Below are 20,699 nucleotides of genomic sequence, written 5' to 3' on the forward strand. Positions count from 1 at the left end.
ACTTCGTCCGAGTTGGCGAGCAATGCCCCGGATGGACAATGCTGTCGTAGTTCTCAATTCGTAAACTTTATTTCGTTCAGAAGCGCTAAGCTGGATATAGCTCATAGGGTGTCTTTTTGTTGTGGTAGACATCAGACTATCCTATGAGCCCCTCTGTGGAAAGCTTCTAGGTGTTGCACTTCGTTCTAGAATCGGCAATATGTCAAATATTAATCATGTGTAAATATTAACTCATGCACGCTAATTGATTGACTCCTTTTAACCATTTGATTGAACGTTGACAGCCATCATTAAAGGAAACTATGGGTTCATAGCCCAACATATCCTTCGCTTTATTTAGGGGTAATTTATATGAAGATTGTTGCAAAACACTCATCATCTCGGTGATCACAGGCGTTGGTGATGATTCTACAGGAGCTAATGACCTTTCTGCTGACGATAATGATGGTTTCTTGAAAATTTTCTTAAGATATTTCTTAGTGCCATCTGGTATCAAAGCTAGACTTCTTTGTATCGTTTCAGATTCTTGGATGGCGCGAATCCATTCTTTTTGTTGACTATGACTAAAACTAGGAGGAAATAGTTGGGGAATATCTTGAAGATTAATGCCAAGTTCGTTGGCAAAAGGTTGATAAAAATCACGCCAAGTGACTTTTTCTTGATCGCCAACGAAGAATGCTTCACCATCTATTCCTGGTTTTTCTAGTGACAGGTGGATCGCATGAACTAAGTTGTCTATATAAACTGTATTGCAAATACCACTGCCATCATTGATGAAATAGGCTGTACCATTCTGAAGTTGATTTGTGAGCTCGACAACCCAACGAGATCGTGGTCCAAATACTATTCCTGGCCTAAAAATTACTACCTCAACATCCCCGGTTTGCCGCATTTTTAAGAGCCTTTCTTCTGCGTCAACTTTGGCTATATGAGTAGGGAATCTAGGTTGGTGTCTAACGGGTGGAGTTGCTTCCGTTGTGCCCTCCGCTGGCGCAGAAGTATGCACAATCATCGAACTAAGATATATGATTCGGCGCACGCCAGATTGCTGCGCAGCCTGATACATAGGCCTAACACTGCCTCTAATTAATCCAGGACTGCCTAAAACGGAATGAACAACTACATCGCAACCTGCGAAGGCTTCCCTTAGAGCGGATTGGTCAAAGGCATTAGCTACATAGCTGTTAAGTCCTATTCTAGAAAAAGTTTCGAGACTGTCGGCTCGACGCGCAATAGGACGTACTGCTATTCCTTTATCATGAAGTATTTCAACGATTCGACTTCCTACAAAGCCACTAGCTCCAACAATACCGACTGTCACCATTGAGCTTTTATTCCTATAGTAGATCTTATTTTTTATTTGGCCGAAAAATTATAGCTATGTCAACAGGCTAATTGCTTCACATGATCTGCCAAGCGCAAAGATAGGGCAATCATGGTAAGGGTTGGATTAGAGTACCCAGAAGTAGGAAATACTGAACATCCTGCAATAAATAAGTTAGATATATTATGGACTTTACTATTAGAATCTACTACACCTTTCTTGGGACTATTGTGCATTCTAGTGCTGCCAATGTGGTGATGCATAGCAGTTTTCTCAAATACTTGTTTAGTCCAGTCTCGGGTGAACCTCAATTCACCAATACCTGCCTGATCTAGCTCCTCAGCCCAAATTTCTTGAATCCGGATGGCATTTTTGATGTCTATCTCATTAAGCCGCCAATGGATTTCGGTCTTGGGAAGGTTCAGAGAATCACGCTCTTTACTCAGAACAATTCGATTATTTCTGTCTGGAGCTTGCTCTAGTTGATAGAAAACCTCAAGTCTAGAGAAACGACTCTTTTCGTAAGGTAAGTAAGACCAATCACCTCTATGAAAGCCAGGAATATTTCGAATGGCGGCCCAAAAACTAGCCGAGACGACATAATCACTACCCCGGCTAATGATAGCAAGATGCTTAGCCATATCTTTGGGAAGCTTCCTATGGCGTAGGCTTGCGATTAGTTCTCGTAATGCTAAAGTTGCTTCTCGTTGATGTGGCAGAGGCCGTGGGAAAAGTTGGGCCCCATTATTCATTAGACCCTCTTGGCGCATTGTAGCTTCTGATAGCTTAATGTGAGCCATTACAGGCCCTTGCTTTGTAGGAAAAATATCGTATAAATCGGTTTGATTGAATATTGTTGATTTGTACGGAATTATGCCGCAACTTAAAATAGGTCGATCCATGAAGTATCGACCGACAACATCATGTTGATTCCCTACTCCAGCAGGATATTGTCGATTAGATACTAATAAGAGGCGAGCATTTTCCATACCTCCAGCTGCCAAAATGAAATGACTAGCTTTAATCCAACATTGCTTACCTTGCAGAGTTGAAATCTGCAGACGTGTTACTTTCTGTCCAGATTCGTTGACCTCAATGTTCAAGACATTAGCATGTATTAGCGTCGTGATGTTGGGAGTTTGCCGGAGAGAGTTTGGGTACTCGGTTGTGAACGGATCGCGTAGACCATATTGGCTGATACCAGTAGTAACACGATCAGTTTTAAATGATAGAGGTCTTGCGTTCTTGCCTTGCCAATAATCAGCGTCGTAGCTATAGGGCCCAATTTGACAAACAGTCTGTGCTCGTTCGTAGAAAGGATCTAGGTCAGATCTGCTAAATGGCCAGCCACTGTTAGGTACCCAGTCTCGTTGCTCAAAATCGATGGGGTCTAGAGGCAAACAGCGCCAACCATATTTTTGGTAGCCACTCTGACCTTCCCAGCAGTGGGCTGTTCCTCCTAGCTGGCGCCGCCTTGTTTCATGTACTACAGGATAGGGATCACCGACTACAGTGCCTTCACTCAGAGCCTGTGTCTCTTTATCAAACTCAAAACCACCACTTTCGACGAGGCAAACTGTAAAATCTTGATTAGCAAACTCTCGAGCGATAGTCAGCCCAGCGGGACCGGCCCCAACGATACAGATATGGCTCTCTAGGATCTCGTCGGCGGGGAGCGATCGCGCGTCAATAATCATAGGTATTGTGTTCTCCCAACAGTTGATATAGAGAATATGCCCACACCATAGCTTACTGCTATCTTTATCAGTGGGTCTTTAAACAAGCTTGTCCATAGCATTACCGATGTAGAAGATACTGGAAAGGCCAGAAGATTTCTGAGTAGAGTTGTATTAGGATGAAATTTTCAAGATGGTAAGCAGCTATGGCGAGATGCTTTAATATCGCAGAATGTCTCAACGCTAGTTGTGAACGTGCTTAGCGGATTTCTTTCAAGGATTAAGTAGGCCGAATTTGCTAAAGATTGAGGATGTTGTGAAGCAAACGTAGTTTAGATCACAATCGTTGCCTATGGTTGCTATATTACCTGGCAACAGTCCGGACAGTTTTAGCAACGAAGCTATAAGGCTTACGGGGCAGTCACTCCAGCAATCGCCTATTTGAATCAAGGTTAGCTTTCAGGCTGACATTGCTTTAAACACTTTGGGCGACGTAGGCTCTGGCTTACAGGCAATATGGAGGGAGAATTTTTGTCTGGAGTATTGACCCGGAGAGGCTGTGCAATCGACGTGTAGCTTGAATATTGCCGTGGCTAAGGCTGAGTTAGCTGGTTTAACAGGGAACACCGAACAGCAATGGGCTAAGTTTTGAACCCGAAGTGATACTAGCGGAGTTGCTGAGGGAAACCTGACGACTAGGGTAAACTCATACTGCTCTACCCCTATTAGGCATTTGGGAGGTAACTAACTGGCTGCCTGACACCTCTCCGGAAACCCTTGATTTCTCGTTGCCAGCCTGTCCGCGAAAGGACTCTACATCAAGGCTTCCAACCCCAGGATTAAGATCTAGGCTCCAACCATGAAACAACGAGATATCAGTACTTTGAGGCACTTGTGTCAGGCAGCCAGGTGGCTGACATGGTACAGACCCTGAGATGACACCAATTTCAGCGTCTCATGTCAACTCACCTTTTCCACCTCGCGTCACGAGGTTTCAAGCCTTTCAACCACTTCTGTCAGGCAGTCAGGCCCTAAAGTCTAATGCTCCTAAAGAATTTAATAGTTATGCAAGTTGCTTTGTAGAGTAATGATGAAATTATTACTTATCTCTGGACTTTGGTTATAGATATCAACATTTCTCGAATAGGATTGTCGAGTTAGTAATCGATGCGACCTTAAGGGCATCACCGTATTCATTAGATCTTGCTGGAGAGGCTACCATGGCTTTGGATAGACTACTTGTAACTGGTGCAGCGGGGTTTATCGGCTCAAACTTCGCTCATTATTGGCACCGCCACTACCCCCAAGGAAAGATCATTATTATAGATGCTCTTACCTATGCTGGTAATAAGTCTAACTTGAAAAATCTATTAGTTGATGCCAACGTAGATTTGATTGAGGGCGATATCTGCGACCGTGCGGCCGTTGAAAGCGTACTTAAAGAGTACGATGTTGATACATTAGTACATTTTGCGGCAGAGTCTCACGTAGATCGCTCTATCTCGGAACCTGAGGCATTTGTGCGTACTAATGTGTTAGGAACGTTTACTCTTCTAGAAGCTTTTCGTTCTTATTGGGAAGCTAAGCATAAGCCTGATCATTTTCGGTTTCTGCACGTCTCAACTGACGAAGTTTACGGTAGTTTAGGTCCTAATGATTTAGCATTTAGTGAAATTACGCCTTATTCTCCGAATAGTCCTTATTCGGCAACTAAGGCAGGGAGTGATCATCTAGCGCGAGCTTACTACCATACCTATGGTATGCCTACTCTCATAACCAATTGCTCTAATAATTATGGTCCTTACCATTTTCCAGAAAAATTAATCCCGTTGATGTGCGTCAACATGTTGCTAGGCAAACCTTTACCTATTTATGGTGATGGTCAAAATGTTCGCGACTGGTTGTTTGTAGAAGATCATTGCAGTGCTTTGGATTCAGTACTTCGCAAAGCTTCCCCTGGAGAAACATATAACATCGGTGGCCAAGCAGAAGTGAAAAATATTGATTTGGTCAATCTACTGTGCGAGTTGATGAATGAGTTGGCTCAGGATTTACCTGTGCGACCTACTCAACAGTTAATCACTTATGTTAAAGACCGCCCTGGCCATGATCGTCGTTATGCGATGGATATCAGTAAAATTCGAGCAGACTTAGGTTGGCAACCTAGTGTTACTCTGGAGGAAGGGCTAAGAAAAACTGTGAAATGGTATCTTGAGAATCGTGATTGGTGGATGCCTTTGCTATCAGCAGATTACCAAAAATATTATGAGGATATTTATAAATTTTAATCATTTTTAGTAGCCATAGATCGCAATGAATAAGCTATTTAATCATTGTATATATGCGATTTTTTAGGATTTTTCTTTAATTCCTCGTATTACCTTGTGGCTGCTATTGAGTTTCTTTGAAGTCTTTTATCTTGTTGCCTATTTATTTACCTAAACAAGCATATTCTACGTATCCAGGCAGCGTTATGATGAAAATGTATTTATAGGAAAGATTGAGAATTTTATGAAAACAAACTTAATGAAGTTGCCAGAAGTCTGCTTGTTTGAGCCAAAGGTATTTAAAGATCAGAGGGGATTTTTTTTTGAAAGCTTTAATCAGAGAAGCTTTTCTTCTGCATCAGATACGGAATTTAATTTCGTTCAAGATAATCACTCACGGTCTGAAAAAGATGTCTTGAGAGGTCTGCATTATCAAATTCAGCAGCCCCAGGGTAAGTTGGTAAGAGTGGTTGCTGGGGAGATCTTTGATGTAGCCGTAGATATTCGCCGTGACTCTCCTCGCTTTGGTCAGTGGGTCGGTTGTACACTAAGTGCTGAAAACTTTCGTCAACTTTGGGTTCCACCCGGCTTTGCCCACGGCTTTTTAGTGCTTTCAGATGTGGCAGAAGTGCTTTATAAAACGACAGACTATTATGCTCCTGAATATGAGCGCTGTATTCTTTGGGATGCTCCTGAACTAAGCATTGACTGGCCTTTGGAGGGACGAGAACCAATTCTTTCGACTAAAGACCGGGCGGGTAAATCACTTAACGCAGCTGAGGTCTATGATTAATGAAGATATTGCTAACAGGTGCTTCAGGTCAAGTTGGTCAAGAGTTGTGTAGGCTTTTGGCTTCTGATCCTGCAGTAGAATTGTGGGCTTGCGATCGCACTGCCATAGATTTAAGCCAGCCAAGTGCTATCTCTACTCAGGTGGCTTCCTTTAAGCCTGAAGTTATTATTAATGCTGCTGCTTATACGGCTGTCGATAAGGCCGAGAATGAGCCAGAGCTAGCTTATGCTATTAATGCCAAGGCTCCCGAGTGTTTAGCCCAAGCTGCTAATCAATTAGGAGCTAGCTTGATACATATTTCTACTGACTACGTATTTGATGGTCAACAATGTGTACCTTATCGAGAAGAGGATATATGTAATCCTTTGGGGTGCTATGGGCGAACGAAACTGGCGGGGGAAAGGCTAGTATTACAAGAATGCAGCCGTAGCCTAATTCTTCGTACTGCTTGGGTTCATGGGGCAAGCGGTAGAGGTAATTTCGTTAAAACTATGTTGCGTCTCGGCCAAGATAAAGAGCAACTGCGAGTCGTTTATGACCAAGTAGGAACGCCTACTTGGTCCCAAGATATTGCGCAAGCTATTGTGAACTTGATCCCCCTACTTGGAGAAGATATGTACGGAATCTACCATTTTACAAACAGTGGGGTGACGAGTTGGTATGATTTCGCGATCGCGATTTTTGAAACAGCTGAGCAGTTAGGATTTTCTCTTAAGCTGAAACAAGTCGAGCCGATTACTACGGCAGAATTTCCTTCTCCCGTACAGCGTCCTGCTTACTCAGTGCTGGGGTGTGAGAAAATAGCGGGTATTCTAGGAGCTAAAGCGCCCTATTGGCGAGACTCACTCCGGAGCATGCTGACAGAGTTATATGGCAAAGTAATTTAGATTTAATACTTATGAAAGCACTTATTTTATCGGGAGGAAAGGGGACTCGACTCCGCCCTCTAACTCATACTGGTGCTAAGCAATTAGTGCCAGTCGCTAATAAACCAATCTTATGGTACGGAATTGAGAGTATTGTTGCTGCTGGTATTACTGAAATTGGGATTATTATTAGTCCTGAGACTGGCGCCGAAATTCAACATAAAACAGGAAACGGAGAGCTTTTTGGAGCTAAAATCACGTATATCCTGCAGGATAAGCCTGAAGGCCTGGCCCATGCAGTAAAAATTGCGCGATCCTTCTTAAAGAATAGCCCTTTCGTTATGTACCTGGGGGACAACCTAATCCAAGACAGTTTAGGGAGCTTTCTACAGCAGTTTCATGATAACCGCTCTGATGCTCTGATTATGTTAAAGCGGGTAGCTAATCCTACAGCTTTTGGTGTGGCTAAGGTAACGGAAAGTGGGCAGGTAGTCAGCTTAGTTGAAAAGCCTAAGGTTCCCCCTTCCGATTTGGCTCTCGTAGGAGTTTACTTTTTTGGTCCAGAGATTCATGCTGCGATCGACCAGATATCTCCTTCAGCACGCGGAGAACTGGAGATTACTGATGCTATTCAAACAATGATTGAGAAAGAGCAGCGTGTAGATGCTTGTCAACTAGATGGATGGTGGCTGGACACTGGTAAGAAAGATGACCTGTTGGAAGCCAATCAGATTATCTTGGATGACTGTCCTATGACGGCTATTGAAGGTGAAGTAGATAGTCAAAGCCGAATCTCAGGCCGCGTCAAGATAGGTAGCGGCTCTAAAGTTACTAACTGTACCATTCGTGGACCAGTTGTGATTGGCCAAGACTGTCACTTGGAGAACTGTTTCATTGGCCCCTATAGCAGTATTGCTGACCGAGTAATTCTAATTGATTCCGATCTTGAGCACAGTGTCTTGCTAGCAGATGCCAAGGTTATTGGTGTGCAGCAGCGCATTGTCGATAGCCTAATTGGTCAACGGGCTAGTTTGACGGAAGCGCCTCGTCGACCGATGGCGTTGCGATTTATGATTGGAGATGATAGCCAAGTCGAATTAACTAATTAACTATTTGAGCCAACCAATTCTTCTTTCTAAAGTTTGAATTTATAGCGTTGGTCAGTTCGCTTAGGACATAGACAATCGCCAACCCCAAAAACTAGGGCAGCGAACTGGCGTATAGCCATCGCCGGTAGGTTACTAGGGAAACGTCCTAACCTTCGTGGCGATGGCTATACGTAATCCTTGGTCGCTTGTATAGGCAAGGTGGGAGAGGGACAATCAAACGTAAACATCTCTCCTGAAGACGTGAATCATCGGGAGAGATGTTTGGTGGCGACAACTATATCAACACAGAACTGAGATGGCAGAGATAGGCTAGTAGGCTAGACCCATACTGCGGGTGGTTTCAGCACCTAGATAAACTCTGATGCTCAAGAAGTCGGTAGGGCAGGCGGTTTCACAGCGCTTGCAGCCAACACAATCTTCAGTGCGGGGGGATGAGGCAATTTGCCCGGCCTTACAGCCATCCCAAGGCACCATTTCTAGTACATCGGTGGGGCAGGCGCGCACACACTGGGTGCAGCCAATACAGGTATCGTAGATTTTGACAGAATGGGACATTGAATAAAAACTCCAATGTGGATCACGACTGGGTTTGACGACCTTAAGGAGTCCCCCAAAGGGAGGTCAAAACGGTCTATACAGTAAGGGTTTCCTAATCTTTGACCAGTCTATAGCGAGAGATTTCAGCTCTTATCGCTACCCCCTATAAACCTTAACGGATCGTAATATGAGTGGGGCTGAGACTCATAAACGATCGCTATTAGGGATCCTCGACGCGGGGTTTTAGCTTTCGCCGGGCTATTTAGCTTGGGCAGCCATAGACCCTGCTCTAGCTACAGCTAGAGCAGGGTCTATGGAAATGTGCTCGACTGGGCATCTCTGTCTAATTAATGAAGCTGAGCAGGTGTACCATTATTTTTCAGCCTACCTAATCAATCCGGTCAATCTTTCTAAAGGCCATCACCACCAAGGCATCGTCGGCGGTAAGCCGATCAAAAGACTGAGCTTTGGGGTTGAGCAGAATGTCGCCGTTGCTTCGCCGTACCCCCAATAAGAGCAGCGGATTGTCGGGCTGGCGGGTGGTGCTGTAGGTGCTTACCCAGTGGCTGAGCTCGGTAAAGGTCTTGCCCCAAAGGTGGTTGGGGTATTGGCCTGGGGCAATGAAATAAAACTCGTTGGAGTCATCAGAGTAGGTGAGCAACTGCTGGTAGACCACTGACATGTTCCTAAACATGGCGCTCTGGGCAATGATGCCAGCGCTGTAGTCGCGGGCTGACACCACCTCGTCTACTCCAGCCTCTTGCAAATGGCGACGACGGCTGAGGTTAACCAACTCGGCAATCACGTGAATATCTCTTTGCTGGCCGGGAATATGCTCTAAATGCTTGATTGCCAGGGCAATGAGGGCATTTTTGTCATCGGGGGCTTCGGCCTCCTCATCGGCCAGTAAGATCACGGCTTGGGCCTGGGAGGCCTGTAGGCGCTCTAGGGTGGCATGGTGGGTCGGGTCGTCTTGGACAAAGTGCACTCGGCCGCTAGCGGGGCGATCGCGGCCCGCTTCGCCTACCGCCGCCGCTGACACCACGACAATATCGATGGGGTCGGCTTTGTTGCCCTCCAATAGCTGGTCGATAATGCCTGCCGCTTTATCGTTCCAGTTGCAGAGGATGATGTGGTCTTTAAATATGCTCAACGCGGTCTCCGATTGCAGGGCACGGGTGACAAAGATGGAGGAAATCTTACCGCTGATGGCCCCAAAGATAAACGTGCCCGAGATTAGCAGGAGCAATTGCAGCACTCGCCCTAGGGGGCTCTTAGGCTTGTCGGGATATTCACCCATGAGGGTAATGACGATATTCTCCAGCACCTCCCAGGGAGGGCTGATCGGGCCGCTCTCCTGCCACAGCAGCAGGCTCACTGCGATCGCCAGCATCGACACCACAATCAGGGCAATCAGACGCGGCTGTAGGCGGTGTTTGGGGAGGGGCGTCACTGTCATGGATCTGGAGCGAAACTTTCCTCAAGATACCGCCGACAGCTTCAAGTCAGAGAAAGTTTAGGCCATGGAAATATTTAAGCCGATATGGCCTATAAGCCCAGGGCTAAGTTAACAGCGGCTTCGGCATGAATGCGGGTGGTGGGAAACAGTGGCACCGCTGCCGTAGCATCCCCGACAAGTAGCTCAAGTTCGGTGCAGCCCAGGATGATGCCCTCGGCCCCAGCGCTCACGAGGTGCTGACAGAGGTTGAGCACCGTCTGGCGCGACTCGGCCCCAAACTGACCCTGGCACAGCTCGTCGTAGATGATGCGGTGTAGGGCATCTCGTTCGGGCAGATCGGGCACGAGCACCTCTAAGCCATGGCGGTTGAGTAAGCGCTGGCGATAAAAGTCTTCTTCCATGGTGAATTTGGTGCCCAGCAGCCCCACCCGCGTCAAGCCCTGGGCGCTGATCTGGTCAGCGGCGGTATCGGCAATATGTAGTAGCGGAATGGAGATACGGGCTTCGATATCGTCGGCTAGCCGGTGCATCGTGTTGGCGCAGATCAGCACCATGCTCGCCCCGGCCATTTGCAGTTTTTGGGAGGCTTCGACCAAAATATCGGTTAGATCTGACCAGTGTTCGGCATGCTGCATGGCAGCAATGTCGGCAAAATCAACAGAGAACATGATGATCTTGGCGGAGTGCAGTCCGCCCAAGTGGGCGCGGATGGATTGGTTGAGAATGCGGTAGTATTCAATCGATGACTCCCAGCTCATGCCGCCAATTAGGCCAATGGTTTTTATCGCTTCTATCGGCATGGAGGCACCGGAGAATAAGGGGCAGATTGTGCCCACGGTATATCATTTTTCCGGGTGGATGGGTTAAGGTGGCGTAAATTTGACTGAGCGCACGGGGCTATCCCAACGACCTAGTAGTCCTAGAGTTGACCTATGACAGTTTCTTCCCATGCCGCCCCTTTTGAACCCCTCAGCGTTGAGGCCCTTGCCCAGCGCCTAGCTGAGGGAGACGGTGACCTCCAGCTGATCGATGTGCGTGAGCCGAGTGAGCTAGCGCTCGCCAGCCTAGCGGGGTTTGTCAATCTGCCCCTGAGTGAGTTTGGCCACTGGTCAGAGACTATTCACAGTCGTTTTGAGCGCGATCGCGAGACCATTGTGCTCTGCCACCACGGTATGCGCTCGGCCCAGATGTGCGGCTGGCTGGCCCAGCAGGGCTTTACCCAGCTCAAAAATGTGACGGGTGGCATCGATGCCTACGCCCTTATGGTCGATAGAACTGTGCCACGCTACTAGGCTCTACTATTTGGGTTGAGACCTTTGCTCTTATGGTTACTACTATCCTGCGATCGCTGATTCCGGGCCAGGCACCTGCGGCGGCTGAGCTGCGATCGCTGGCTCAGGTTGTGGGTAGCCAGATCGCGGCCCACCGAACAGGGCTGCCGCTGGTGATACCTCGCCGCGACATTCCCCTAAACTATCGGGTATGGGGACTACAGTTTGGTCGCCAAGACAACCCGGTGTTGACCTCGACAGAGGCGATCGTCAAGCTGTTTCAGCGCGACGGTATCGATGGCCGACTGCTGATTTTAGGTGACGCTGGGGTGGGTAAAACCCATACGCTGCTGGCCATCGGCGATCGATTGCTGAAGCAGGGCGGGCCGGTGCCAGTATTGCTCGATGTGTCGGCCTGGGCCGGTGAGTCGATGCGGGAGTGGTTGATTGTCACGCTGTGGCATCAGTACCGGGTGACCAGGGCCAGCGCCGGTACCTGGGTCGATACCGCTCAGCTGACGCTGCTGGTCGATGGGTTTGACCATCTCCCTACTGCCCAACAGCGAAAATGTGCCGCCGCCCTCGAAGCCTTGCTGCGCACCAACCCCAACCAGACCGCCCTGCTCTGCTGTCGTCGTCAGGTAATGGAGTCCTCCGGGCTGATCTTTGACCAGTTCAACTGCGGGGTGCATATCATTCCGCTGGCGGCCCAGCAGGTCAAGGACTATGTGCTGGCTCAAAATTGCCCTGATCTATGGCCGACGATTAAGGGCAGCAAGGTATTGCAGCAGCTGGCTCGCCTACCTCTGCTGCTCAATCTGCTAATTGCCCTCAAAAACCCGGCAGACCCACCCATTCGCAGCCGCGCCGAGCTGGTGCAGCGGTATATCCAGCAGGGCCTAGCTGAGGCGAAAGGCCAACCAGCTCAGAATCGGACAGCGTTGACCTGGCTGGGGCAACAGCTCGATCAGCGGCCTCGAATTTTCTATCTAGATGATCTCCAGCGACTGTGGCTGCCCGCCAAGCGTCAGGGGGTGTATCGGCTGCTGGTGGGGCTGGCGATCGCCCTGGTGATGGGGCTGGTGGGGGGTAACCTGCTGCTGGGGCTAGCCCTAGGGCTGATGGCCTCTCAGATCGATCTAGAGAATTTTCCCTACCTGCGGCTGGGGCTGGCGATCGCCCCCCCAGCTCGTTTGGGCACCTTGGTTCTGGTCTGCGGCCTGCTGAGTTTGGGGCTAGGGCTAGGGCTAGGCACCTTAGCGGCGCTGCTGCTGACTCCCCTAGGGCTGGGTATGCCCGCCTTTGGCGGGGCAGGGGTGGTTGGTGCGACCATCGGCTGGGGCTTGGGGTTGGTCGGGTTACTGCGCAGTGGGCTGCCGGGAGTCGCCCAGGGCCGTCAGGCTCCGAATCAAGACATTACCCTGGCGCTGCGCAATACCATGCTGCTGGTCGCCCTCTGGGGAGGAGTGCTGGTGCTGGTGGTGGTCTTGCCGGCGATAGTCAGTGGACAGCTACCCCTGGCGCTGCTGCCCATGGCTCGCGCTCGACTGATGTTAGCGGTGCTGATAGCCACAGCGCTGTGGCTATCCTTTGCGGTGCAGCACGCCGTGCTGCGGCTGCTACTGGCTGGGGGCAAGGGCTTACCTTTAGCGGGGCGCACCTGGCTCGATGCGATGGTAACGGCAGGGCTGCTGCGGCGCGTGGGAGGTGGCTATAGTTTTGGCCACGATAGCCTACGACAGGCGATTGCCCCTGGGCCACCGGAAGCGCGATCGCCCAAGTTATTAGAGCTATGAGGCTAGCCTTTCCAGGTGCTCCTAGGGGATTGCGTTAGCTCATGGTTTAATCGGGCTGGATTAACCGGCAACGCAGCAGACTCGTAACCAGCCGCGTTGTCATCTGGGCTAGCTCCTATGGCCTTCAACAGAATCAGACACAATTGAGCATGGGGCCGCCATTGCCCTAGAGTCTGAGTCCGCCCTGCCTGAGATCACCGTGTTGTCTACCCTGTCTTGCCATGGCGTTTTCATCCAGGTCTGCATCTAAACCCCCTGACAAAACCAGATCTCGCTTTGCCATCCGCTGGGCTACTTTGACCATGGTAGCCATGGTAGGGCTGGCGGCGGCTATTGTGATCGCCTGGTTCGCTGGTGAAGTCCGCATCACCTACATCTTTAACCAACTCCAGGCATGGCAAAATCAGCCTCCTCTATGGCTTGGGGCACCAGTGGTAACGGTTCAATATCTGCTGGCCCCGACGGTAGTCCTACTGTTGGTGGCCTACACTGTTATCCGGCTCTCTCCGCGTCCTCGTCCTTGGTCACGGTGCATTGTGATCGGTATTTTGCTGACGTTGATGGTGCGCTATCTGCTGTGGCGCTGCCTATCTACCCTCAACTTGGCTACTCCCCTGGAGGGAACCCTCAGTTTATTACTGCTGGGGGTTGAGCTATTTGGGCTGTCCCTAGGCATCATCCAATTGCTACTGCTGCTGCTGGTGCGCGATCGCCGCCCCCAAGCCGATCGGCTTGAGCAAGAGGTCATTCAGGGCCACTACCAGCCCTGGGTAGACGTGTTTATTCCCACCTACGATGAACCGACTTTTATTTTGCGGCGCACCATTATCGGCTGCCAAGCCATGGATTATCCTCGCAAAACCGTCTATCTACTCGACGATACTCACCGCGTTGAGGTTCGCGATCTAGCCGCAGACCTGGGGTGCGAGTACGTGATCCGCCCTAATAATGACCATGCCAAGGCGGGTAATCTCAACCACGCTATCGAGTACACCAGAGTGCAGGGTAGGCCCCCTGGAGACTTGATTGCTTCTTTTGATGCCGATTTTGTGCCGACTCGCAACTTCCTCTGTCGTACCGTTGGCTTCTTTCAAGATTCAAAGGTAGGGCTGGTACAAACCCCCCAGAGTTTTTATAATGCCGACCCGGTCGCCCGCAATCTGGGCTTGGAAGGGGTTCTGACCCCAGATGAAGAAGTCTTCTATCGGCAGATTCAGCCCATGCGAGACGGCTCAGGCAGTGTGGTCTGTGCTGGAACTTCCTTGATTGTGCGCCGCAGTGCCCTAGAAGATAACGGCGGCTTTGTCACCGAGTCGCTCAGCGAAGACTATTTTACTGCCGTGCAGCTAGCCGCCAAGGGCAACGAGGTGATCTATCTGGATGAGCAGCTCAGTGCGGGCCTAGCGGCTGAGGATATTTCCGCCCATGTCACCCAACGGGTGCGGTGGGCCAGGGGTACGCTCCAGGCATTTTTTATTGACTCCAATCCCCTGACCATTTCAGGCCTGACGCCGATTCAGCGACTAGGGCATTTAGAGGGGTTGATGAACCAGTTTGGCAGTGTGCCTCGACTGGTGCTGTTATTTATGCCCCTGGCCTATTCGTTTCTCAATGTGGTACCCATTCAAGCCAATACCCAAGAGGTTTTGTATTTCCTCTTACCCTACTACTTGGTGCAGCTCACCGTATTTGCCTGGCTGAATGATCATTCCCGTTCGGCTCTGCTGTCAGATATTTACTCTCTAGTAATGGTATTTCCTCTAGTGGCAACGGTGGTGCAATCGATGATCCGCCCCTTTGCCAAGGGGTTCCAAGTTACCCCTAAGGGCACGTCTAGCCAAAGGTTTCAGTTTAATTGGGGCCTGGGATGGCCGCTAGTGGTGATGTTTGGCCTGATGGCCGTCAGCCTGTGGCGAAATTTGGGGCTTTGCCTGGCGATGATTGGGGGCAGTGACTACTACAGCACCTATCCCAAAGGTCTAGCCCTGGGATGGGTTTGGAGCGCCTATAACCTGGCGCTGCTGGCTGTGGCGCTGCTGGTCTTGCTGGATGTACCTCGTCCTGACCCTGATGTCTGGGTTGACCTGCGCCGGGTGGTGAGGCTATCGCCGCGCCCACCCGAGGAATCTGCCCTACAGGACTCTATGCCCCCCTTGGGTAAGCCTTGGTGGGGCACTACAACCCAAATGTCAGAAGGCGGTGTGGAGGTAGACCTTACCCAGAGGGTCACCCCAACTGGTCCTCTGGTAGTGGGGATGCCGGTAGATATCGACATCGCTGAAGAGGCGATCGCGCTAACGGGTACCATCATCGCGCTTGAAGACGAGACGGATTATTCTCGGGTGAGGGTGCGGTTTAGCGCGATCGACCCGGTTAGCTATCGATCGCTAGTGACCCTCTTGTTTTGTCGCCCTGGCCAGTGGAAGCGTTGGGATAGCCCTGGTGAACTGCAATCTATCGGCCTGCTACTGCGGGTGTTATTTTGGCCCCGCCGATTTAATCCCCAACAGTCTAGGTCTTTACCAGGGGGCAAAGGGTAAACTATCGAAGCCGAAACACTCTATGATGCGGCTATCGTACTGCCCCTATCGCCCGTTGCCGTTGCCCTATGCAGATTACCTACGACCCCGATCGCGATATCCTGCAAATTGCCTTTAACAATAGCGCAGTCGGCGAGACCGCTCGCATTTCGCCTAACCTTATTCTCGATTACGACGACGATGGGCTCATCGTTGGGCTAGAGCTGCGCCAGGCATCAAAACGGGTGGCCAGCCCTCTGTCGGTTACGTTTACCATCGGTGATGCCGATCTCGAAAAGCCCCAGCCTTAGAAACCCATAAAAAAGGGGAAGGCAATGCCTTCCCCTGGTCATCATGACAAACCCTCAAGGATCAATAGCTGATCCTATGCCTCGGCCTCGCCTGCTTCAAGGGCAGGGCTAGCCGTGTCGCCCAGGCTAATTTTGACTACCTTGTTGCGGGCTTCGACCACCTTAGGCAGGGTAAGGGTGAGCACCCCATCGGTAAAGTGGGCCGCTACCTGATCGTTTTGCACGGCGTCGGGCAGGTTCACAAGGCGATGGAAGCTGCCGTAGCGGGTATCGTCGTAGAGCACCTTGACCTCATCTTCGACGGGGGCGGGCTGGTTGCGGGTGCCTGAGATAGATACCGTATCTGCGCTTACCTGCACATCTAAGTCGGCGGAAAGTACCCCGGCGAGGTAGGTGGTGAGGACAAACTCATCGCCCTGGTCAATCAGGCGCACTGCTGGGGCCCAATCGGCTTTGGTCAGGGCTTCGGTGGTGAGTTCACCAAACACGTCGTTGATCTGGCGACGAATGGCGTTGATCTCGGTAATGGGGTCTAAGTAGCGACGAATAATCATGGATTCTAATCCTCCTGGTACTTGCCTTTGCAAACTGTGAAAGGGATTCAGGTCAAGCATTTGCGCTCTCGCTGTGTACAGTTACTATGGTGCGTCAGCGCCCCGGTATGCTCCAGTGGGAGGAACCCTACTGCGATGGCGAGCTTACCTCCCGTACCAACGGTGGGGTGAACCGTAAAGCAGGGTACGGCCGGGTGCGATTGCGCTTGTTATGCCTGGGATCGTTGAGGCAAGGTCTGCGATCGCGTTACAGCGTCACCAGGCCGGGGTGGTTGGCGATTAGCTGATCGGCACAATGATCTGATCTTAGAGTTTATTGATACAAAAACAACCGCTTAGCGGCGCGGGTAAAGGCCACATAGCAGAGCTGATTGCGCTCAATCACGTTGCGGTTGGCGGCCATGGAGGGCACATCCACAAACACATCTTGAAACGTAGACCCCTGGCTTTTGTGGATGGTGAGGCTATAGGCGTAGTCCACTGCGTGGAAGCGCTGTTGCAAGTCCCAAAACTCCATCCAGCGCTTCTCTTTGGCCAGAAAGTCGAGATTGGTTTTGAACTCGCCCTGGCCCGACTCGTGCAGCACCCGCAGCGTTTTAAAATCCCCGGTTTCGGTCTCGACCTCTAAAATCCACAGGGGCCACTCGCCCTCGCGGGCCCGAGCGATGTGCAGCACCTCGCATTCAGCAGAGGTGGGCAACACGATCGCATCGTCTTCGAGGCAGGGAGTGACGGCAATTAGTCGCTCACCAGGTACAAACCGAAGGGCATTGGGGCCGTAGATTGCCCTGCGAATGAGCTGGTTGAGCTGGGCCACCCGGCGGTTGGTGTAGGCCAGGGCCCGCACCTGATCGGGGTTGGCCTGGTAGGCGGGGCTGGTAAAGGCGCGAATGAGCAGCTCGTGCCAGGCGGGGCGGGGCAGTACAAAACAGCCTTCGGTGTTGTCGGCATTGGTATCGCTGGCAAAGCCAGGCAGGCGATCGCGCTCTAAATTACGCCGAATATCTTCGGCAATGACAGCGATCGCCCCCCCATACCTCACCACCTCAGTGAGTTCAGACCGCTGGATAATCTGGCGAAAGCAGGCCGACTCAGGCTCGTTGACCGGTGGCAGCTGGGCCGAGTCGCCCACAAACAAAATCTGGGTGCCCCGATACAGGTTTGACACGGCGTTGACCAGCAGTTCCCACAGCTCCTGGTTGACCATCGAGCACTCGTCCACAATCACCAACCGGTAGCGATCGATCTGGCTGGCCTGCTGGCGATCGACCACAAACATCTGGTTGCCGTCGTCTTCGTTGATGACGGGGCGCAGGCCCAGCAGCTTGCAGCAGGTCATGGCGTCAATATCGAGCCGCCACTGGGCCGCCATTGCCGCCAACACCTTGGTGGCCTTGTTACTAAAGGCGCTCAGCACGATGGGGCGCTCATCGCCGCGATCGCGCAATTCGCGAATAAAGGCTTGCAGCAGCGTGGTCTTGCCGGTGCCCGCGTAGCCCGTCAACAGATAAAGCTTTTCGTCCCCCTGCACAAAGGCATTGAGAGCCTCCAGCGCCGCCTGCTGCTCAATGGTGAGGGCTAAGCCAGCCCCAGATAATTGGGTTGGAGGTGAAGCCATGGATGCTGAACAGATGTTCTATCCCAGATTAGCCTGATTGTCGATGGCTTTGGGGTGAAGCTGGCTGCTCCACCCCTAGAGGCTAATGCAAAGGCTTTCTCGCCTCAGGCATTTATGGACAGGGCTGGGGTGTAACGTTGCTGCCAACACCGTTGGGGCCAGTCCGAGCAATCCAGCCTGTGCTGCCATTAAACATCGTCGTGGCCATCCAGATCCGGCCATCAGAGGTTGTGCTTTGGGTCGGGGGGTTGGTGCTAGCAAAAATGTTATCGCCAGCATTGTAGCCTGCTATCACCGTCCCGGTTGCCGGGCTCGACCTCACGACTAAGCCAAAGTTGGCCCTGAAGCAAGCCCTAGTGGTAGGCGGTGGAGTGCTGCCACAGGGGCCCAGATTGCCTGCATTGAGCCAGCCCACCGGCTGCACTGACGATAGGGTACCGCTACCCAAGAAAAACTGCGCTCGCCCCGAGGCCACTACGCCAGTCAGGGTGATCTGGGTACCCGCTGCCAGGGTGCCAATGCGGTTGGTTGTTGGCCCTAGGGCGGAGTTGTCAAAGATCTGTGCCGCTTGGTTGAGTCGCCGACAGCCGCGAATTAGGTTGGTATTCTCAGTCAGCGGTCTCGTGTCTTGGGCTAGGGCGGGGGCAATCGCCACTGAACTGGCCGACACCAGGGCGATCGCGCCTAGGGAAAGACGCCGCAGTGCTGGGGATGTCATAGGTGCTCCTAAACGGATGGTTTAACCAATTTTTTACCGTAATCGGGGGAATCACCTGGTCATCGTATCATTAGCACGGTTGGCCCCCAGCAGGGGCGTCATCATTTTGTAATGCAGGGGCCGCGAGTCTGAGAAACCGGGTTTCTGGGCCAACTGCCGGGGGCTGAGCACCGCACATAAGAGTTCGTTCCCAAAGGTGGCTCTAGGCTGGGCTAGGGCAGACTCTAATCAGGGTAACCGTCGCCATCGTTGTATCCCCCTGGTCTCGATCAGCATCTGTTCTCTAGCGTGCCATCGATTTAGCCATCGCCGCCCCAAGGTTAGGGACAGACGTGGGACAATAAACACCCTGTGCGCAAATTGGTAACAACGGTATGACGGCGGCAATGCCCTATTCTTCTGAGGCGATCGAGTCAGCAATGCAGGCGGGGGAGCTCACCTTTGCCCTGCCCGACCCCAGCGACGAAAATATTTCTGACTACGAGTTCAATCAGCAGATGGAAGCGGCCTGGCAGGTGTGCGATCGCTTTGACCTGCAAACCGATATCTGGCGGGGGCGGATCTTGAGGACGGTGCGCGATCGCGAAAAGCGCGGTGGCGACGGGCGCGGCACCGGCTTTCTCAACTGGCTCAAAGACCGCGAAATCACCAAAAGCCATGCCTACAACCTGATCGAGTTGGCCGAGAGCGCCGACCAGCTGCTCGACGCGGGTATGCTCACCCCCAAAGAGGTGAACCAGTTCAGCAAGCGCGCCTTTGTCGAAACCGCCAAAGCCGCCCCCGAGGTGCAGCAACTGGTCAGCGACTCAGCTCGCAAGGGCGACCACATCACCCGTCGCGAAGTGCGCCAGGTGGCCAACGAGTGGGCCGCCATGACCTCGGATCTGATCCCCGAAACCCTGCGGGAAAAAGCTGCCGACAATACCATTCCCAGCCGCTACATTGCGCCCCTGGTGAAGGAGATGGAAAAACTGCCCCCCGTCCACCAAACCACCCTCAAAACCGAAGTCGAGCTCAACCCCGACCTCGATACCCTGAAGCAGGTCACCGCCGAAGCCCGCTATCTCTCCAAGTATTTAGCCTCCGCCAACCAGGTGCAGCTGCTCGAAGCCAGCGGTGTCAACCTGGAGCTGGCCCTCGAAGAAGCCCTGCGAGTGGGATGTTTGAACTCTGCCGCCGATATGGTGGCCCAGGCCGCCCAAATTGAGCAGACCGCCGTCAAGCTCTTCACTGCTTGGAAGCGACTGAACCAGTTGGCCGAACGAGTATTTGTTGACAGTGGCGAAAGTACCCCGAACCTGCGCGCCCTGCTCACCGCCCTCGGCCCGGTCACTAGCGAAACCGTGCAGGTGCGCCTGGGCGAGATCGACAGCGTCACCGCCCAAACCATCCGCTGGCGCCTGATGGTGGAAGAGGATTGACTTCTGGAAATCTTCCAGAGGCTTGGCTGAATCTCAATTTAGAAATTCATCACTGCCCGCAGCCTGGCGATCGAGTTCAAAGCCCAACGGCTTGAGGCGTTTGACAATTTGACGATACTTAAACCCAGCTAGACGACCCATCAGATGCCCAGAACAAGGGGGTAATCAAAGGTGTCTTCAATATTAGTAAGACTCATCATTGGTTGAGGTGTTTGATGCTCTGATTGGTCTTCTAAAAGCTTTTGAGCCACGTCGCGAGCAATCTCGATCGTTTCGGCAACAGTTCTTCCCTGGACTACTAAACCTGGGATATCGTTAGACGTAGCCAGGTAAACTCCTTCAGGGAGTTTTTCAATATGAAGCTTAGCAATTTGTTCCATGGGGGTATTCTTCACTCTGAATGGAAATGGCTGGATGAGCACAATCCGCAACTTGAGAAGACAACGGCCTATCTCCATTG

The 20,699-nt window shown here is 51.6% G+C and carries 18 protein-coding genes and 1 pseudogene; 9 read left to right on the top strand and 10 right to left on the bottom strand.

Features of this window, described 5'->3' with window-relative positions:
- Positions 1-226: 226 nt before the first annotated feature.
- Both IQ254_RS01410 and IQ254_RS01415 read right to left on the bottom strand, forming a co-directional pair.
- A complete protein-coding gene (locus IQ254_RS01410) occupies positions 227-1,324 on the bottom strand; it encodes an NAD(P)-dependent oxidoreductase (protein WP_193963603.1) in 1,098 nt (365 codons plus the stop codon).
- A 59-nt stretch (positions 1,325-1,383) separates the two neighbouring features.
- A complete protein-coding gene (locus IQ254_RS01415; protein ID WP_193963605.1) occupies positions 1,384-3,021 on the bottom strand; it encodes a GMC oxidoreductase in 1,638 nt (545 codons plus the stop codon).
- A gap of 1,199 nt (positions 3,022-4,220) precedes the next feature.
- Here IQ254_RS01415 and rfbB point away from each other — a divergent pair.
- From rfbB to IQ254_RS01435, 4 genes are all read left to right on the top strand, one after another.
- Positions 4,221-5,288, top strand: a complete 1,068-nt coding sequence (rfbB, locus tag IQ254_RS01420; RefSeq protein WP_193963607.1) for a dTDP-glucose 4,6-dehydratase — start codon at positions 4,221-4,223, stop codon at positions 5,286-5,288.
- Positions 5,289-5,511: 223 nt separating this feature from the next.
- Positions 5,512-6,060: a dTDP-4-dehydrorhamnose 3,5-epimerase gene (gene rfbC / locus IQ254_RS01425; protein WP_193963608.1), complete on the top strand. Its 549-nt coding sequence runs from the start codon at positions 5,512-5,514 to the stop codon at positions 6,058-6,060.
- Positions 6,060-6,947 carry a dTDP-4-dehydrorhamnose reductase gene (gene rfbD, locus IQ254_RS01430; RefSeq protein ID WP_193963609.1) on the top strand — a complete coding sequence of 296 codons (888 nt, stop codon included), beginning with the start codon at positions 6,060-6,062 and terminating at the stop codon, positions 6,945-6,947. The genes rfbC and rfbD overlap by 1 nt, the downstream gene beginning before the upstream one ends.
- A gap of 11 nt (positions 6,948-6,958) precedes the next feature.
- The gene (locus IQ254_RS01435) at positions 6,959-8,035 is read left to right on the top strand and encodes a glucose-1-phosphate thymidylyltransferase (RefSeq protein ID WP_193963610.1); all 1,077 of its coding nucleotides are present in this window, start codon (positions 6,959-6,961) and stop codon (positions 8,033-8,035) included.
- A 309-nt stretch (positions 8,036-8,344) separates the two neighbouring features.
- Here IQ254_RS01435 and psaC read toward each other — a convergent pair whose 3' ends face one another.
- The 3 genes from psaC to IQ254_RS01450 form a co-directional block, all read right to left on the bottom strand.
- Entirely contained in the window at positions 8,345-8,590 is a 246-nt protein-coding gene (gene psaC / locus IQ254_RS01440) for a photosystem I iron-sulfur center protein PsaC (RefSeq protein WP_006515950.1), read from the bottom strand.
- 370 nt (positions 8,591-8,960) lie between these two features.
- Positions 8,961-10,031 carry an NAD-binding protein gene (locus IQ254_RS01445; RefSeq protein ID WP_193963615.1) on the bottom strand — a complete coding sequence of 357 codons (1,071 nt, stop codon included), beginning with the start codon at positions 10,029-10,031 and terminating at the stop codon, positions 8,961-8,963.
- 89 nt (positions 10,032-10,120) lie between these two features.
- Positions 10,121-10,816 (bottom strand): aspartate/glutamate racemase family protein, encoded by a 696-nt coding sequence (locus IQ254_RS01450; RefSeq protein ID WP_193963820.1) that lies wholly within the window; start codon positions 10,814-10,816, stop codon positions 10,121-10,123.
- A gap of 147 nt (positions 10,817-10,963) precedes the next feature.
- On the opposite strand from IQ254_RS01450, the gene IQ254_RS01455 reads away from it, so the two are divergent.
- The 4 genes from IQ254_RS01455 (at position 10,964) to IQ254_RS01470 (ending at position 15,928) form a co-directional block, all read left to right on the top strand.
- Entirely contained in the window at positions 10,964-11,323 is a 360-nt protein-coding gene (locus IQ254_RS01455) for a rhodanese-like domain-containing protein (RefSeq protein WP_193963617.1), read from the top strand.
- A gap of 32 nt (positions 11,324-11,355) precedes the next feature.
- Positions 11,356-13,098, top strand: coding sequence for a hypothetical protein (locus IQ254_RS01460; protein WP_193963619.1), 1,743 nt, complete (start codon positions 11,356-11,358; stop codon positions 13,096-13,098).
- A 302-nt stretch (positions 13,099-13,400) separates the two neighbouring features.
- Positions 13,401-15,638, top strand: a complete 2,238-nt coding sequence (locus tag IQ254_RS01465; RefSeq protein ID WP_228039928.1) for a glycosyltransferase family 2 protein — start codon at positions 13,401-13,403, stop codon at positions 15,636-15,638.
- 68 nt (positions 15,639-15,706) lie between these two features.
- Complete coding sequence (locus tag IQ254_RS01470; RefSeq protein WP_193963623.1) at positions 15,707-15,928, top strand: DUF2283 domain-containing protein; 222 nt, start codon at positions 15,707-15,709, stop codon at positions 15,926-15,928.
- Between the two features lie 74 nt (positions 15,929-16,002).
- Here the strand turns inward: IQ254_RS01470 and IQ254_RS01475 are convergent, their stop codons facing one another.
- From IQ254_RS01475 to IQ254_RS01485, 3 genes are all read right to left on the bottom strand, one after another.
- Positions 16,003-16,482, bottom strand: coding sequence for an Hsp20/alpha crystallin family protein (locus IQ254_RS01475; protein WP_193963625.1), 480 nt, complete (start codon positions 16,480-16,482; stop codon positions 16,003-16,005).
- A 313-nt stretch (positions 16,483-16,795) separates the two neighbouring features.
- Positions 16,796-18,100: an ATP-dependent RecD-like DNA helicase gene (locus tag IQ254_RS01480; protein ID WP_193963627.1), complete on the bottom strand. Its 1,305-nt coding sequence runs from the start codon at positions 18,098-18,100 to the stop codon at positions 16,796-16,798.
- A gap of 112 nt (positions 18,101-18,212) precedes the next feature.
- The gene (locus IQ254_RS01485) at positions 18,213-18,818 is read right to left on the bottom strand and encodes a hypothetical protein (RefSeq protein WP_193963629.1); all 606 of its coding nucleotides are present in this window, start codon (positions 18,816-18,818) and stop codon (positions 18,213-18,215) included.
- A gap of 386 nt (positions 18,819-19,204) precedes the next feature.
- On the opposite strand from IQ254_RS01485, the gene IQ254_RS01490 reads away from it, so the two are divergent.
- On the top strand, positions 19,205-20,239 hold the full coding sequence (locus IQ254_RS01490) for a hypothetical protein (protein ID WP_228039930.1): 1,035 nt from the start codon (positions 19,205-19,207) through the stop codon (positions 20,237-20,239).
- A gap of 45 nt (positions 20,240-20,284) precedes the next feature.
- Here IQ254_RS01490 and IQ254_RS33390 read toward each other — a convergent pair.
- Positions 20,285-20,380 (bottom strand): annotated as a pseudogene (locus IQ254_RS33390) (type II toxin-antitoxin system HicA family toxin); the annotation flags it as partial.
- On the bottom strand, positions 20,380-20,619 hold the full coding sequence (locus tag IQ254_RS01500) for a type II toxin-antitoxin system HicB family antitoxin (protein WP_193963631.1): 240 nt from the start codon (positions 20,617-20,619) through the stop codon (positions 20,380-20,382). The pseudogene IQ254_RS33390 and the gene IQ254_RS01500, both read right to left, overlap by 1 nt.
- Between the last annotated feature and the right edge of the window lie 80 nt (positions 20,620-20,699).

Source organism: Nodosilinea sp. LEGE 07088 (genome assembly GCF_015207395.1).
Classification (GTDB): domain Bacteria; phylum Cyanobacteriota; class Cyanobacteriia; order Phormidesmidales; family Phormidesmidaceae; genus Nodosilinea.

Coding starts and splice junctions, on each gene's coding strand:
- IQ254_RS01410 (WP_193963603.1), bottom strand. CDS start 1,324: ATGGTGACAGTCGGTATTGTTGGAGCTAGTGGCTTTGTAGGAAGTCGA.
- IQ254_RS01415 (WP_193963605.1), bottom strand. CDS start 3,021: ATGATTATTGACGCGCGATCGCTCCCCGCCGACGAGATCCTAGAGAGC.
- rfbB (WP_193963607.1), top strand. CDS start 4,221: ATGGCTTTGGATAGACTACTTGTAACTGGTGCAGCGGGGTTTATCGGC.
- rfbC (WP_193963608.1), top strand. CDS start 5,512: ATGAAAACAAACTTAATGAAGTTGCCAGAAGTCTGCTTGTTTGAGCCA.
- rfbD (WP_193963609.1), top strand. CDS start 6,060: ATGAAGATATTGCTAACAGGTGCTTCAGGTCAAGTTGGTCAAGAGTTG.
- IQ254_RS01435 (WP_193963610.1), top strand. CDS start 6,959: ATGAAAGCACTTATTTTATCGGGAGGAAAGGGGACTCGACTCCGCCCT.
- psaC (WP_006515950.1), bottom strand. CDS start 8,590: ATGTCCCATTCTGTCAAAATCTACGATACCTGTATTGGCTGCACCCAG.
- IQ254_RS01445 (WP_193963615.1), bottom strand. CDS start 10,031: ATGACAGTGACGCCCCTCCCCAAACACCGCCTACAGCCGCGTCTGATT.
- IQ254_RS01455 (WP_193963617.1), top strand. CDS start 10,964: ATGACAGTTTCTTCCCATGCCGCCCCTTTTGAACCCCTCAGCGTTGAG.
- IQ254_RS01460 (WP_193963619.1), top strand. CDS start 11,356: ATGGTTACTACTATCCTGCGATCGCTGATTCCGGGCCAGGCACCTGCG.
- IQ254_RS01465 (WP_228039928.1), top strand. CDS start 13,401: ATGGTAGCCATGGTAGGGCTGGCGGCGGCTATTGTGATCGCCTGGTTC.
- IQ254_RS01470 (WP_193963623.1), top strand. CDS start 15,707: ATGCAGATTACCTACGACCCCGATCGCGATATCCTGCAAATTGCCTTT.
- IQ254_RS01475 (WP_193963625.1), bottom strand. CDS start 16,482: ATGATTATTCGTCGCTACTTAGACCCCATTACCGAGATCAACGCCATT.
- IQ254_RS01480 (WP_193963627.1), bottom strand. CDS start 18,100: ATGGCTTCACCTCCAACCCAATTATCTGGGGCTGGCTTAGCCCTCACC.
- IQ254_RS01485 (WP_193963629.1), bottom strand. CDS start 18,818: ATGACATCCCCAGCACTGCGGCGTCTTTCCCTAGGCGCGATCGCCCTG.
- IQ254_RS01490 (WP_228039930.1), top strand. CDS start 19,205: ATGCCCTATTCTTCTGAGGCGATCGAGTCAGCAATGCAGGCGGGGGAG.
- IQ254_RS01500 (WP_193963631.1), bottom strand. CDS start 20,619: ATGGAACAAATTGCTAAGCTTCATATTGAAAAACTCCCTGAAGGAGTT.